11 protein-coding genes are annotated in these 15,765 nt (G+C 35.5%); 10 read left to right on the top strand and 1 reads right to left on the bottom strand.

The window, feature by feature from the left end; genetic code table 11:
- Window positions 1–5: 5 nt before the first annotated feature.
- The 3 genes from AB671_RS04275 (at window position 6) to AB671_RS04265 (ending at window position 2,431) form a co-directional block, all read left to right on the top strand.
- Window positions 6–476 (top strand): YbaK/EbsC family protein, encoded by a 471-nt coding sequence (locus tag AB671_RS04275; protein WP_066674904.1) that lies wholly within the window; start codon window positions 6–8, stop codon window positions 474–476.
- Window positions 477–598: 122 nt separating this feature from the next.
- Window positions 599–1,003, top strand: coding sequence for a PaaI family thioesterase (locus AB671_RS04270; protein WP_185114058.1), 405 nt, complete (start codon window positions 599–601; stop codon window positions 1,001–1,003).
- A gap of 60 nt (window positions 1,004–1,063) precedes the next feature.
- Window positions 1,064–2,431: a pyridoxal phosphate-dependent decarboxylase family protein gene (locus tag AB671_RS04265; protein WP_066674908.1), complete on the top strand. Its 1,368-nt coding sequence runs from the start codon at window positions 1,064–1,066 to the stop codon at window positions 2,429–2,431.
- Window positions 2,432–2,690: 259 nt separating this feature from the next.
- On the opposite strand, the gene AB671_RS04260 is transcribed toward AB671_RS04265, so the two are convergent.
- Window positions 2,691–3,044 carry a winged helix-turn-helix transcriptional regulator gene (locus AB671_RS04260; RefSeq protein WP_066674911.1) on the bottom strand — a complete coding sequence of 118 codons (354 nt, stop codon included), beginning with the start codon at window positions 3,042–3,044 and terminating at the stop codon, window positions 2,691–2,693.
- 96 nt (window positions 3,045–3,140) lie between these two features.
- Here AB671_RS04260 and AB671_RS04255 point away from each other — a divergent pair, with 96 nt between their 5' ends.
- The 7 genes from AB671_RS04255 to AB671_RS04225 all read left to right on the top strand — a co-directional run bounded on the left by AB671_RS04255 (window position 3,141) and on the right by AB671_RS04225 (window position 15,189).
- Complete coding sequence (locus AB671_RS04255; RefSeq protein ID WP_066674913.1) at window positions 3,141–3,839, top strand: SDR family NAD(P)-dependent oxidoreductase; 699 nt, start codon at window positions 3,141–3,143, stop codon at window positions 3,837–3,839.
- Between the two features lie 804 nt (window positions 3,840–4,643).
- On the top strand, window positions 4,644–4,811 hold the full coding sequence (locus tag AB671_RS22170) for a hypothetical protein (protein ID WP_157444115.1): 168 nt from the start codon (window positions 4,644–4,646) through the stop codon (window positions 4,809–4,811).
- Between the two features lie 497 nt (window positions 4,812–5,308).
- On the top strand, window positions 5,309–6,961 hold the full coding sequence (locus tag AB671_RS04245; protein ID WP_066674916.1) for an SBBP repeat-containing protein: 1,653 nt from the start codon (window positions 5,309–5,311) through the stop codon (window positions 6,959–6,961).
- 225 nt (window positions 6,962–7,186) lie between these two features.
- Entirely contained in the window at window positions 7,187–10,009 is a 2,823-nt protein-coding gene (locus tag AB671_RS04240; protein ID WP_066674920.1) for a T9SS type B sorting domain-containing protein, read from the top strand.
- Window positions 10,010–10,050: 41 nt separating this feature from the next.
- Window positions 10,051–12,861, top strand: a complete 2,811-nt coding sequence (locus AB671_RS04235; protein WP_066674923.1) for a gliding motility-associated C-terminal domain-containing protein — start codon at window positions 10,051–10,053, stop codon at window positions 12,859–12,861.
- 54 nt (window positions 12,862–12,915) lie between these two features.
- Window positions 12,916–13,350: a hypothetical protein gene (locus tag AB671_RS04230; protein WP_066674926.1), complete on the top strand. Its 435-nt coding sequence runs from the start codon at window positions 12,916–12,918 to the stop codon at window positions 13,348–13,350.
- Window positions 13,351–13,626: 276 nt separating this feature from the next.
- Window positions 13,627–15,189 (top strand): tetratricopeptide repeat protein, encoded by a 1,563-nt coding sequence (locus tag AB671_RS04225; protein WP_066674928.1) that lies wholly within the window; start codon window positions 13,627–13,629, stop codon window positions 15,187–15,189.
- Window positions 15,190–15,765 lie beyond the last annotated feature (576 nt).

Below are 15,765 nucleotides of genomic sequence, written 5' to 3'. Positions count from 1 at the left end.
AAGAGATGAGTATAGAAACAGCAAAAACCCATCTGCGACAATGGAAAAGAGATGGTGATGTATACCTTTTTGATAAGGCCGGGGATACAGTCGAGATGGCCGCTGAAGCATTACGTGTAAGTCCTGGAGAGATAGCCAAATCAATGTCTTTTTATGATATTTCTGATGACAAAATCATCCTCATTGTTACAGCCGGAACAAGCAAGATCGATAACAGGAAATTTAAAGATGAATACGGTTTTAAGGCTAAAATGGTCGCATTTGATGAAGTTGAACAGTTGGTGGGGCATCCTGTCGGAGGTGTTGGCCCGTTTGGGGTCAAAGATAATGTCAAGGTTCATCTGGATGTCTCATTGAAGAATTTTACAAAGCTGTATCCTGCCTGTGGAAGCAACAATTCTACTATTGAATTGTCGATACCTGAGTTGGAGATAATGTCTGGATATATGAAATGGGTCGATGTATCAAAAGAGTGACCTATCGATCAAACCTCTTTGTTCACGAAAAGCTGATAGTTCAACTGAGAAATCTGAGCGTCAAAATTTATCAGCAATAAAAGCACGGTCATTCTGGAAATTACTGACAATAAATTAATTCTATGCATAAGAAAATACAAGAAAGTTTCGATAGACAAGGCTTGATGAGAACTTTAAATGCAAAACTCACAAAAGTCGAGAAAGGAATGGTGGAGATCACATGCGGATTTTCAGAGACATTGACCCAGCAACATGGTTTTTTTCACGCCGGAGTTGCCACAAGCATTGTCGATTCGGCTTGTGGTTATGCAGCCTTGACCATGATGCCGGAAAATGTAGAGGTATTGACAGTCGAGTTTAAGATGAATTTTATGAAACCTGCAAAAACTGACAAACTCATTGCCGTGGGTAAAGTTCTACAATCCGGAAAGACCCTCACAGTATGCGAAGGTTTTGTATACGATAGCAAGGAAGAAAAACTGATATGCAAGATGACTGCAACGATGATAGCTGCAGAAAAAAAGTAAAGTCCAATATAAAGGCACGTTAAAAAGTGATCTACCTAAAAATAAAGTAAAAAAATTATAATGAAAAATGAATTGATAGCCATAGCAAATCGCTCTGAGCAACTTTTTGATGCATTTTCTAAAAAAGATGCAATATTGGATATCTCTGTTGAGGATATTAGAGGGAAATTATCAAAATATGATTTTAACGAGCCAAAAGACCTATCAGAGATCATTGATGATGTCGAGTTTGCTCTTGAAAATTGGAATTTACAGACCAACCACCCATTGCATTTTGGACTTTTCCAGCCCAGTGTTACAAGTTCCGGAGTTGTTGCAGATGCCCTTGCGGCCATATATAATCCACAAATGGCAACCTGGTGGTTCTCTCCTGCGGCCAATGAGATAGAAAAACATACTTTATCGTTTCTGATCTCAAAGTTTGGATACGATCCCGAGAAAACATTTGCCTCGTTTACTTCTGGCGGTTCAGAATCTAATTACACAGCAGTGATCACTGCTTTAACAACCCGATTTCCTGAATATCGAAATGAAGGGGCTTTTTCCCTGAAAAAACAGCCGATCATCTACGTCTCGCAAGATGCGCATGACTCTATTGTAAGAGCTGCTCATCAAAGTGGCATCGGAAGAAATGCAGTTGTCCGTATTCCCGTAGATGATAACAGAAAAATGGATGTCGGACAGTTGGTATTACAGATCGAGTCAGATAAGAAACAGAATAAAGAGCCATTTATGATCGTCACCACATTGGGAACAACATCCTATGGTGTCATTGATCCCATTGAGAAGATTCTTGAAATCAACAAGGACCAAAAACTATGGATGCATCTTGATGCTGCTTGGGGTGGAGGTTTTGTGATCTCACGAGAAGCAGGCCCATATCTTAAAGGGATCGACAAGGTTGATTCGATCACGTGGGACCCGCACAAGACTTTGCCAATTCCGACAGGAGCCGGATTTTTCCTGACGGTTCACAAGGAAGCGATGAAAAAAACATTTTCTGTAGATGCCAGCTACGTTCCTGATGAGATAGACGGCAATGTAGATTCCTACAAGGTCAGCTTTGCATGGTCCAGAAGATTTATCGGCCTGAAAATATTCATGCTGCTTGCAGAATCCGGAAGTAGGAATATTGGTGAATTACTGACCCATCAGATCAAAATGGGAAACGAGTTCAGAAAATTACTAATTGAAAATGGATGGGAGATCGTTGGCAACTCCCCTCTTCCGGTCATTTGCTTTACCCACCCATACCACCGTCAAAATATTGAAAATGTACTGCTAAATGCATTGAACAGAAAAAAAGTTTGGTTTTCAAAAGTGGATAATAATGGTACAAGTGTTCTCAGGGTATGCATTTCTAGTTTTAAGACCGATATGTCACATTTAAAAATACTCATGGATGAGCTGGAATTAGCGATCCAATAATTACTTATCAGCAAAAGATATAAGAGAGGTTAGCAATAGTACAATACATTTGTAACTATTGAAATAGCTGCTTGCAGTAGAATAATGCAGATAAACATAATATAAAAACACAAACCTTCATTATATTTTTTAATCCCGTCAGAGATTGCTCTGAGGGGATTTTTTCTGTTCGAATAACTATTCTTTGAGATCATTGAAAAAAGAACTTTTCTGACAAGGAAAGCTTTACGTATTCTACAAAATTCTGAACCTATTGAACTTAAAGGCGACCGACGATCTCTCTTCGATGCTCTATGCCCCAGTCTGATATCAGGTGGATCACTGGTTTTAAAGTCTGTCCGTAATCCGTAAGTTCATAACTGAAGGTCTGGGGTTGTGCTTCGATATTTCTCCTCCTTATAATATGGTTCATCTCCATGTTTTTTAATTCCATGCTGAGTATCCTGCCGGAAATGCCAGATAGTTCTTTCAGTATCTCTGAATATCTTCGACTCTCGTTATACAGAGATGCAATAATATACAATTGCCATTTTCCCCCGATAATGTCCATTGTATCATTAATGCCCATCAAAAATTTCTTGCAGTCCTCGGTGACATTATTATAGTTTTTCATGATTTTCTTGTTACATTTTTGTTACCTCAATTTGCCAAGCTCGACACTCAAAATTAAGTTAATTTCAATTAATTTTGAATCCTAAGACATTAAAAAATGAATATACTGATAACAGGAGGAAGCCGTGGAATAGGAAAAGGAATTGCTTTGGAGTTGAATAAGGCAGGACATGATCTGCTTTTGGTTGCGAAAACAGAAGCAAACCTTTTGGTCGCACAATCAGAAATGGAAAATCAAGACTTAAAGATCGAACTATTCGACTGTGACCTAAGTAAGGAAAGTGAGATAGATCGATTGTTACAGTATTCAAAAGATATAGACTTTGTACCGGACATATTGATCTTTGATGCAGGTTATGGTCGAATGGAATCATTGATCGAATCCAATTTTCAAGATCTTAGCGACATTATGGACCTTAATGTCTATCACGTCTATCATACTGTAAAAAGATATTATCCTGCCCTTAAACTATCAGGAAAGGCCAGGATCTATATTATAGGTTCAACAGCCAGTACTGAAGCTTACACCTTAGCACCGTTGTATGGACTATCCAAATGGACATTGAGAGGTTATGCATTGACATTGAGACAGGAACTTATGAAGGATAATATTGGTGTTACCCTAATTCATCCAGGCGTTACCAAAACTGATCAATGGAATGGTATAGACTTGCCACAGAACGCATTTATATTGCCTTCAGATATTGGAAAACTTATCAATTCAACACTCTTATTAAGCGAACATGCCTTAGTCGAGGAATTGACCGTACGACCGGTTTCAGGAGACTTACAGTAAACACGTTGCCAAGCCTAGTGATATCTGAGGCTGACAGATAAGATGATCGTAGATCTTTAACTTTTCTTCAGTTTTGTGATTTTTTTTATAAAAGATTCACGATCAAACCGTTGAAGATAAAATATAGAATATTTGATAAATTAAAACACTCCTCGCAACCTTTCTTAATTAAACAATTGCTTGAATTACAAAGGTGACATTTCAATTTTATTTTTAAATAATTTATTAAATGATTGAGGTCTGCTTCCTTTTTAGGATTTCTCATTGTAGCGATGACGTTCCACTCATTAGATTGAAAAAGTTGACCTGTGACTTTTCCTAAGCCGCTGGAAGCTCCAGTTATAAAAATTGTCTTTATCATTATTCTCTGTTTAAATTTTACTTTACAAAGGTCTTTCAAAGAAATTATATTGGTGGTTCCAAATCTTGGCGATATGTTTTCAAATCACGGTTGAGGTATTAGTGATAATGGACATTTTGAAAATAATCTATTCGTCGGAAATTTTCCAAATCCTCGGATCTATTTCCAGCAGAGAGAATTCGACTTTGCAATATTTTAGCCTAACAGCCATTCTGATAACTTCGAGAAAATTCATCATCCTTTATCTTTACTCAACCTCATTCCTACGAATGATTAGGAAGGAAATATCAATAATGAAATACATTTTGAAGTTTCCGGAAGACATATACCTTTTCATCACGAATTTGGGATCAACAAAAATAATGAGACCATTTTCTATGGTGCAGATAATTTACCATAGTCTTTGTACTTGGAATAACATTTAGCTTTTAAAAATGATTTTTATGGAAAAGGCTGTAAGATTACGTCAAAAGTGGGTAAAAAATGCTAAAACCAATAACTGGAAAGTTCTTTTTTATCTATGCTATGATTATACTATTCCCACAAAATCTTCTTCAGATCTGCCCCATCTCTTAGTTGAATTCAAACTCACCTCATTTATACATTTATAATTAGATAAAGCCGTAATCTTCGTATTGTAAACCATTTTAAAATTGAAAGATTTGAAGACAAATTTCTAATTTTCTTTATCCTGAACGATTTCATATATAATTATAGAAAAAAGCTATTTCGTCTTTAGGATAACTCGATAAATTCTTTTCTAAATCTTTAGTTAAATTTTTTTCCATTGTTAAGTTTAATAATTGTTCCTTTAAAAACTATTTGTGGGAAATTTTATTTAAATGCGAAAGTTTTAAAGTTTATCTATCCATTTCAAACGCATTTTATTTCTTTATTATTTCATCGTTATCAACGATGATCTACTATAAAACCAATAAAAAGAACAATAAATTACATTCAATCAAATGACTGATTTTTAATATCTTAACTTACATTGTATATATAATATCATCTTTATTTTATGGCTATAGTACTTTTATAATGTTGTGAAATTACTCTCTTTCGAACAGAACCCGTACGTTTATCCCAATAAAAACAAAGAAATATTATGAAATTCAAAATTTACACTTTAGCAATCTCAGTTATTGCCATTTTAAGCACTACCAAGTTATCTGCTCAAGCACTTCCGGGAGTTGAATGGGCACAGGCTCTTGGAGGTACAGGTTCAGAAACAGGCACTTCAATCGCTACCGATATTGAAGGAAATGTCTATATCACAGGAGCTTATTCTGCAAGTATAACTCTTGGTACAACTACCCTAACGTCCAATGGTGGAAATGACATATTTATTGCAAAAGTAAAATCTACAGGAGAAGTACTTTGGGCAAAAAGTTTTGGAGGAACTGCAACCGGTGACGATGGAAGGGCTGTAGCAATAGACCCAACAGGTAAATTATATTTGACAGGTACCTACAGGGGAACAGTATCTTTTGGAACTACCACTCTGACTGCAGCAGGAACATCAACAACAGATATTTTTGTGAGTAGACTTAATCCTGTCAATGGTGATGTAATTTGGGTTCAAGGTTTTGGAGGTACAACAAACGCCAATGAAACGGTGAACGGTATTGCTATTGACAATAATGACAATGTATATATCACTGGAATTTTTGGAAGTCCAACAGTAGCTTTTGGGTCAATTACGCTTAACAATGCAAGCACTAGCAACGATATTTTTGTAACAAAGATTAATTCCTCAGGAAATATAATGTGGGCGAAAGGTTATGGATCTGCAGCAAATGAGAATGCTAATGCAATTTCTTCAGACGCTTCGGGTAACACATATATTACCGGGATTTTTAATGGACCAGACGTAACGTTTGGAACAACTACATTAACAGGGATAAGCAGCAATAATGATGTTTTCATAACAAAAATTGATACTGCAGGAAATGTTGTTTGGGCAAAAGCAATTGGCGGGACAGGAAGCGACAACGGATACGGAATTACAGCTGATGCTTCCGGAAATGTCTATGCCACTGGAGGGTTTAGTGATAATTTAACCGTTGGCTCCACTACATTGACATCCTTAGGAGGAGCTGATATTTATGTCGTAAAATACGATGTTACAGGTAATCCAGTATGGGCAAAAAGTTATGGTGGAACAGGTGCTGAAGGTGGATACAAGATAGCACTGGATTCTAATGGTTATATCTATAATTCGGGCTTTTACACCGGAACAATTGCCTTTGGCGCCACAAATTTAACCAGTGCAGGTAGTAACGATGTGTACCTTTTAAAAATGAATAGTTCTGGAAATCCAGTTTCAGCAGTAAGCTTTGGAGGTACAGCAATGGACGTACAACCAGTCCAAGGTAATGGAATTGCAATTAATTCAGACAACATTTATGTCACAGGATATTTTAACGCAGGAGCAATGTTTGGAAATACTACCTTAACGTCTTTGGGTAGCAGTGACGTATTTCTAGTCAAATTAGGTACTGCTAATCTAGGGGTATCATCCAGCCAATTAATTCAATCAGCTATTTATCCGAACCCTGTTACAGATAGTTTGTTCCTAAAAACTAACCTACTGATTGACAATGTAACAATATTGAATACAGTCGGTCAGCAAGTTATAAAGCATGCTGTTATTAAAAATGAAAAATTGGATGTCAGCCATTTGCCAAAAGGTGTATATATCGTAAGCATCAAGTATAAAAATGGTCAGGTATCGAACCATAAAATAATTAAAGAGTAGTTTTTCTTCATATTTGTTAATCAGATGAAATTGTAGCAATGAATTATTGCTACAGTTTTGATCTGGTTCTTTCAACCAATGCCTTTCAATAACGTTATTTATATACTGTTACTTCTTTTCATTGAAATAAATATATCTAAATAATTTCAAGGAAAATCATCTCAACCAGTGCCATCAATTCACTTTAAGTGGTAAACTATTTCTTCCTTACAATTAATTCTACACATGAAAAAATTTCTAATTACACTCATTTTGATGATTCTGAGTATCAATGTATCTGCCCAAAGAGACAAAGAGCATTGGTTTGCGCCTTATTTTGACAGTACCAATAGTACATCATATACTCATAATCTGTATTTTTCAACTGACTCTGTAACTCCGTTTGTTGTTAAGATATTTAGTAACAATATAGAAATAGGAACAGTAACCATAAGTAAGAACAATCCCGTTGCATTTCCTCTTCCTTCACAGTATATCTGGACAAACCTTACCAATAAAGCTGCGACAGTTTTAAACATGGGTATTTACACTCAAGGTACAAAGCCGTATTTTGTATCATTGCGGGCAGCCATGAATTCACACGCAGAAATAATTACATCAAAAGGTAGAGCAGGAATCGGAACCCATTTTTATGCCGCTGCTGCGCCTATAACAACTGCATCAGAAACTTATAATTTTACTACTGGTATTCTTGCAACAGAAGATAATACCGTTGTAACGGTCTCAGGCTATGATCCAAACATCAAACTCATCAATTATCTTACTCCTATTCCATCATCCATCACATTTTCCTTAAATAAAGGACAATCCTATATGTTTGCAGGGAGGGGCGACGTTCTCGCCAACAAGGATGGCTTTATAGGAGCAAAAATAATTGCTACTAAGCCTGTTTCTGTAATTAACGGAAATGCGAATTCGATGTATGCATCATTACCGTCCTATGGTTCAGACCTTATTATGGATCAATCTGTACCTGTTGAACGTCTCGGAAATGAATTTGCCATGGTACGGAGTTTATCCCCAATAACTGACATTTATGATATGGAAGGTGGAATTATAATTGCGACAGAAAACAATACGCAGGTTTTTCTTAACAATGCAACGACTCCCACTGTGACATTACAGGAAGGAGAGTACTATAGAATTTTAAATAATTCTTATGTACAGCAAGGAACTTCTGGTCACTACAACATCTATATAAAAACCACTAAGAATGTATATCTCTATCAACTGGTAGGATCAGGTGGTGGTTCTGCAAGCGGCGGATATAATTACATTCCCCCTTTAAACTGCTTTTTGCCAAGAAAAATCGACGAAATCGGACTTGTTAACGCAATGCCCGGCTCCATAGGGACCATTACCTTAAAATTAAATATCATTACTGAGGTAGGCGCTTCGGTGACCGTAAATGGTGTGAGTCCAAACCCGAGTCAGGGACCTTTCCCTCTGAATGGCAATGCAAACTGGGTCACTTATGCTATTCACGGAATAACAGGCAACTTAACAATTACTTCAACAAAAGCGGTGACGGCAGGTATTAACGGGGGATACGCCACTGCAGGGTATGGAGGTTATTTCGCTGGATTCTCATCCATCCCCCTCATTGTCAAGCAATCAGGAGAATGTGTGCCGGGACTTGTTCTGGAAGTGGATGACAGCTACGAGACCTATCAATGGTACAGAAACGGCGCACTAATACCTGGAGCTACCAGCAATATACACGCACCCACACTATCCGGAAATTACACTGTAAAAATCTCCGTAGGTTCGTGTCCACCCGCCACAACGCCAATATACAAAGTGTTTACCTGCCTTAAAGAAACTACCATCACAAAGAATCTATGTGATAACAGCTTGAATATTATACCTGAATTTTCATTTTCTGCTCAGAATCCGGTTCCAAGCACTGTACACATCATCAGTCCTCCTTCGAATGGAATCGCCACCTTAAATGCGGCTACAGGGGTGATTGAATATACTCCCAACCCTGGATTTATAGGTACAGATACAATTATATATAAATTCTGCGGAAATGATCCCGAATTTACAGACTGTGAGCAAATTACTTTGATATTAACTGTTTCTTCAAATCCTGTCGTTTATAATGCAACGTTAAGATCATGTTTCCTTGAATCTAATGTTGCTACAGCCCTGTTTAATTTGACAAACGCAGCAGTAACATCTCAGATCGGCACTATAAAAAAATACTATCCATCCTTAACGGATGCCCAAAATCAAACTAATGAAATCAACCCTCCCTCCAATTACGTTGCGCCCAATGGAATTGTATATGTAAGGGTCAGCAATACAAACGGATGTTATAAGATTGCTGAAATAACTTTAGTTGTCTTGCCTCCTGTACATTCTGCATTATTGATTGACAAAGAGATCTGTATCGAAAATAAAACCACCTTAGATGCAGGTGCTGGATTTGATGGTTATGAATGGAGCACAGGAGCAACAACTCAGTTGATTTCGAGCGTCGGTGTCGGGACATATTGGGTTAAACTCAGAACGGGAGAATGTATCACAAAACAATTCGTAAAAGTTTATGCAACTCAACAGCCGGTTATCTCAAATATTGAAATTACAAATAATAAAATTACTGTATTTCCCATAGGCGGAACGGTTCCCTATCAGTATTCAATTGATAATATCATATGGCAGGATTCCAACACGTTTGCAAATCTTACCAGAGGAGATGTAACCGTATATGTAAGAGATAGCTTTGAATGTAGCCCTATGGAAGTAACAATTACCATTCCTAATATTATTAATGTAATTACTCCGAATGGTGACGGAATGAATGATGTTTTAGATTATTCGGCATTAGCAAATAAGTCTAATTTAATAGTAGAAATCTTTGACCGATACGGTCTGAAAATTCATGAAGGTACTAAAGAGAATGGCTACAAATGGAACGGGACCACTAATGGTGGTAAAAAAGTTTCTACCGGAAATTACTGGTTTGGCATTAGCTGGAATGAAAATAAAACTAAAACACCGGTAAAAATATCCGGATGGATTTTAGTTAAAAACAGGGAATAATTATACAATCCAGAAAATTAATACTAACAACTATCCTTAACATGAAAAAATTTATATTTACACTCATTTTAATGATTCTGAGTATCAATATGTCAGCGCAAAGAGATACCGAACATTGGTTTGCTCCGTATTTTGACAGCACAAACACAACACCCTACACTCATAATCTTTATTTTTCAACAGACTCTGTAAGCCCTTTTGCTGTTAAGATATACAGTAATAATATAGAAATAGGAACCGTAACGATAAGTAAAAATAATCCTATTGCATTTCCCCTACCCCCTCAGTATATCTGGACAAACGTGACTAATAAAGCTGCAACGGTTTTAAACATGGGTATTTATACTCAGGGAACAAAACCATACTTTGTGACTTTGAGAGCAGCGATGAGTGCACACGGTGAAATTATCACGTCAAAAGGAAAAGCTGGAATTGGAACTCATTTTTATGTTGCAGCTGCTCCCATCACAACCACCTCAGCGGCACATAATTTCACTACAGGGATTCTTGCTACGGAAGATAATACAAGTGTCACGGTATCTGGATATGATCCAAATATTCATTTGGTGAATCTTACGACAACTCCACCTTCCATTACTTTTACCTTAGATAAAGGACAATCTTACGTTTTTGCCGGACAAGCTGACATTGCAGCCAACAGAGAAGGATTTATAGGAGCCAAGATAGTTTCTACCAAACCAATTTCTGTTATCAACGGAAATGCCAACTGTATGTATGCATCGGCAATTGCGACCAATAATGGATCAGATCTCATTATGGATCAATCTGTACCCGTCGAGCGTCTGGGAAATGAATTTGCCATGGTCAGAAGTTTATCTCCACTTACCGACATTTATAATATGGAGGGAGGGGTGATAGTTGCGACGGAAAATAATACTCAAGTTTATCTCAACAATGGAACTACCCCTACTGTCACTTTACAAGAAGGAGAACATTATAGAATTTTAAATAATTCTTATGTATTACAAGGGCCAAATCATTATAATATTTATGTGAAAACCAATAAGAATGTATATTTATACCAATTAGTAGGCTCAAGTGGAGGTCCTGCAACGGGTGGCTTTAATTATATTCCTCCTCTCAATTGTTTTTTGCCAAGAAAAATTGATGAAATCGGCCTTGTTAATGCAATGCCCGGTTCATCGGGAACCATTACTTTAAAACTAAACATTCTAACAGAAGCAGGTGCTGCAGTAACAGTAAATGGTGTAACACCTACTGCAGCTCAGGGTCCCTATCCTCTGACCGGAAATACCAACTGGGTTACTTATGCAATTCAGGGAGTAACAGGAAACCTCACCATTAGCTCAACGAAAGCGGTAACAGCAGGAATTAACGGAGGATATAGTACTGCAGGCTACGGCGGATATTTTTCTGGGTTTTCATCGATACCACTGATTTCCAAAAAAAGTGGAGATTGTATTCCAGTACTTATTCTGGAGGTTGATGATAGCTATGAGACCTATCAATGGTATCGAAATGGTGTTCCAATAGCAGGAGCTACCAGCAATATACATACACCTGCATTATCTGGAAATTACACCGTGAAAATCTCAGTGGGATCGTGTCCTCCAACTACAACGCCGATATACAAAGTGTTTAGTTGCCTGCAGGAAACTATTTCAACAAAAACAATTTGCGAAGGCAACTTAAATATTGTTCCTGCATTTTCATCCTCCACGCAAACATTTGTTCCTGGAACTGTTCAGATTATCACTCAGCCAACAAACGGAATCGTTACAGTTAACCCCACCACAGGGATAATTAGCTATCTTCCCGTCATGGGATTTATCGGCACAGATAAAATTGTTTACAAATTCTGCGGTAATGATCCTGAATTTATAGACTGTGAGCAGATTACTTTAACATTAATAGTTTCTGAAGGTCCTAGTGCTAATAATGCTATATTAAGATCATGTTTTCTTGAATCCAATACATCAACAGCATCATTTAATTTAAATAACGCAAATGTTTCAGGTTCCGGACTTACGAAGAAGTACTATTCTTCGTTGCTCGATGCACAAAATGAGATCAATCAGATTAACAACATTACAAACTATATTTCGCCTAATGCAGTCGTGTATGTAAGAGTCAGCAATGCGGACGGATGTTACAAGATTGCCCAAATCACATTAGTTGTACTGCCACCCGTACACTCTGCTGTTTTGATTGACAAAGAGATTTGTATAGAAAACAGAACTACTTTAGATGCTGGTTCCGGATTTGATGGTTATGAATGGAGCACTGGAGCAACAACACAGGTCATTTCCAATGTAGATGTTGGAACATATTGGGTTAAACTCAAAACAGGGGAATGTATCACAAAACAATCCGTCAAAGTATATGCTACTCAACAGCCGGTCATCTCCAATATTGAAATTGCAAATAATAAGATTACCATATTTGCTACCGGTGGAACGGCTCCTTATAAGTATTCTATTGATAATATTAATTGGCAGGATTCGAATACTTTTACAAATCTTACAAGAGGTGATATGAAGGTATTCGTAAAAGACAGTTTTGATTGTCAACCCATAGAAGTTAATATAACAGTTCCGAATATCATTAATGTAATTACACCAAATGGTGATGGGAAGAATGATGTTTTGGATTATTCGGCCTTAGGAAACAAACCTGAATTACTTTTTGAAATTTCTGACCGATATGGAATAAAAATTTTTTCTGGTTCAAAGGATAATGGATATAAATGGGATGGAACAAAAGGAAATAAATTAATTTCTACAGGAACATATTGGTACACCATTACCTGGAATGAAAATAAAAGCCAAGTAAAATTATCAGGCTGGATCTTAGTTAAGAATAGAGAGTAACCATACCTTTTAGAAAAATTAATTATCAACAAATTAAATACGTATTCTTAGATTATGAAAAAAATTATCTTTTTATTAATGGTGCTTTTATCGTGCATTGTATTTTGCCAGAAGAAGTCTGATGTGAAGTTTGCCATCTGCAATGATGTTGTGGGCACAGTCCACATGTTTGATACAGGAAAAAAATTTGTGCAAAGTATACAAGTTTATAAGCAAAGTACAAATCTTCCTCAACACCTAAAAAAGTATGAATATTTAGCAGACAATGGATTAGCGGAAGTTAAATTAAAAAAGCAATATGGTTTATCAGATTCTATGTCATTACAAGAGTTTAATATTCAAAATGGTATTTCACAAAATACTCCTGTATTAATTGAAGGGTATAAATTTGAAAATCCTGCTACACATATTTTCTCCGATATAATTGACGAAATAACGACAGAAACTCTGGAAGGAAGAAAAATCTTGGTCATTACCACTAAAAAGTAACTAGGATTTCCATGAAACATTATAAAAAAGGGTGAGTGATACTCACACAAAAAATAAAACATGTGATTTTGCAAAGATGGTCGGGCTTATTTCCGACCATTTTTTATGAATTGAATAGCGATAGCCTCTAGACTAAGATAAAACGTTCTTATTAAGAATTAAAGAAAACAGTATTTATAAAGTTATTCCACCCATATTTATTGAAAGACGTAGATCATTTATTAACTATGATTTTTTATGTAGATTTGATCTCATTAAACGAATAACTGATTTTTAATGAAAAAGATATTAATTTTTGTACTTCTGTTCATCCAATTTATTTCATTTGGACAATCTAAAGGTTCATCAGAAATGAATAAGCAAGTATCTGAATTAATCAAATTAGCGAATGCCAACAATGAAACTAACGCAGTTAAAGCGCTTAATTACCTCAATGAAGCATTCGAGTATGAAAAAACAGCTGATGAACAGGTTAAATTTAATTTATATGAAGCTGCTGGAAATATTTATTTTTCTCAAGAGTCTTACCATTTAGCACTTAAATATTACAATAAGCAATTGACATTGCAAGACACTGAAAGCTCACTTCAAAAACATATAATTTACAATAATATCGGAAAAGTTTATTGGCGTTTAGAAGACAAGAAAAAAGCAAAGGAATACTGGGAAAAATCATTACATGAGCTGCAACAGTCAACTGAAAGAAAAAGAAGTCCAGAAAGTTATATTGTATTTAATAACCTCGCTGTATTAGAAAGGTCTGAAAAAAATTATGTGAAGGCATTAAAAATGTTGAATGAATACGCCAACTATTCTGTAAAATTGAAAGATACCGCAGGATTGGTAAAGGCTTATCAAAACATAGCAATCAATCATATTGATCTGAAAGAATATGACACAGCTTTTGATTATTTTCAAAGAGCAAAAAAGCTTGCTTACAGAGCTGGGTTAAAAAATGATCTCGCTGGAATCTATTATAACTTAGGCTCATTCTATATTCAGATCAACCCTAATAGGGATTCAGCTAAATTTTACAATTTGGCAGCTTTTGATCTTAGCAATCGATACCAATTTTCATTTAATAAGAAGAAAAGTTTAGAATCATTGATTGAATTATATGAACAGGAAAATGATTTTAAAACTGCCAATCGATATCTGCACCAAGCAAAAGAACTCAGTGAAAAAATGGGTAATGATGAAAGTGCTAAAAAAGTGAGTCAGCTTGAGCAGGAGCATCAACAAAAAATGCGGGAAAAGGACTTATTGGTAAAGCAAAGAAAAAAAGACATTCTCAATATTGTCAGTATTATTGTTTTAATTTTAATATCAGTTATTGCTTTGTTATCTCGCAGTCTGCAAAAAAATAAATTAAAGAGAAGAATTGCTGAAAACAGGTTATTGGCTGAAAGTTTAGAAGAAAAGAATAGACTCTTAACTGAAAATGCTATTCAAATGTTACAAACCAATGAAATAATAGATTCTACACAAAAAGATCTTCTGGAATTAAAGGCTTCAGCAAATATTTCGACAAAAAAAGTAATTTCCCGAATTATAACAGACCTAAAATCAGGAACTAAGGGGTTTAATAAAGAAGAGTTTGAAAAACTTTTTAAAGAAACCCATGAGGATTTCTACAAAAACTTACTCAATAAACACCCATCTCTGACAAGAAATGAAATCCGCCTTTGTGCGTTCCTTAAAATGACATTATCAATAAAGGAAATATCAGCTATTACTCAACAAAGCAATAATAGCATTGTTGCAGCACGCTATAGACTTAGAAAAAAAATTGGTTTAGCAGAAGGCGAAAGTCTTACAAATTACTTAATAAGGCTCTAATATTTAAATTATTATTAGCGACAATCCTTCTAATTAGTTAATCAGAAAGGTAATATTTTTGACATCTTGTTACAATTAATTTAGATACTTTATGTTGAATTTTACACACATAACAAATATGGTAAAGAATATCAGAAAGGAATTAATAATTTAAAATCATAAGATTGTTTTTATTCAAAGCTAAATAAATAATCAATTTATAAAAAAGGTCTTACTACAAAATGTAGTAAGACGATCAAAAAAAATATACATAATATTCAGACCATGTACTTCAACTGAAAAAATAATTTCTTGAGCAAAAACCGCAATGGAAGAGATCTTCATTTAGCTTATTTTCGTTTCTAAAATATAAAAAAAGACCAGTATTAAATCCTAAAATAATCATTCCTTTAAAATACCTGTAAAGTTTATTATACGAAACCATATCCAACTTTAATTTGTCTTTTGTAAATAAACCCTGATCTTTTTCAAAGCCTAAATGTAAATTTTAACTATTTTAAAACATTCAGCTAGGATACCTTTTTCCAGAAACTTAAAAACCCATTGCAGGCAGAGTCCACAAATTCAAAGTTTGTT

The sequence above is a fragment of the Chryseobacterium sp. BGARF1 genome, from assembly GCF_001677955.1.
Classification (GTDB): domain Bacteria; phylum Bacteroidota; class Bacteroidia; order Flavobacteriales; family Weeksellaceae; genus Chryseobacterium.
Note: the sequence above shows the minus strand (reverse complement) of the source record. Positions and strands in the feature narration are given on the sequence as shown.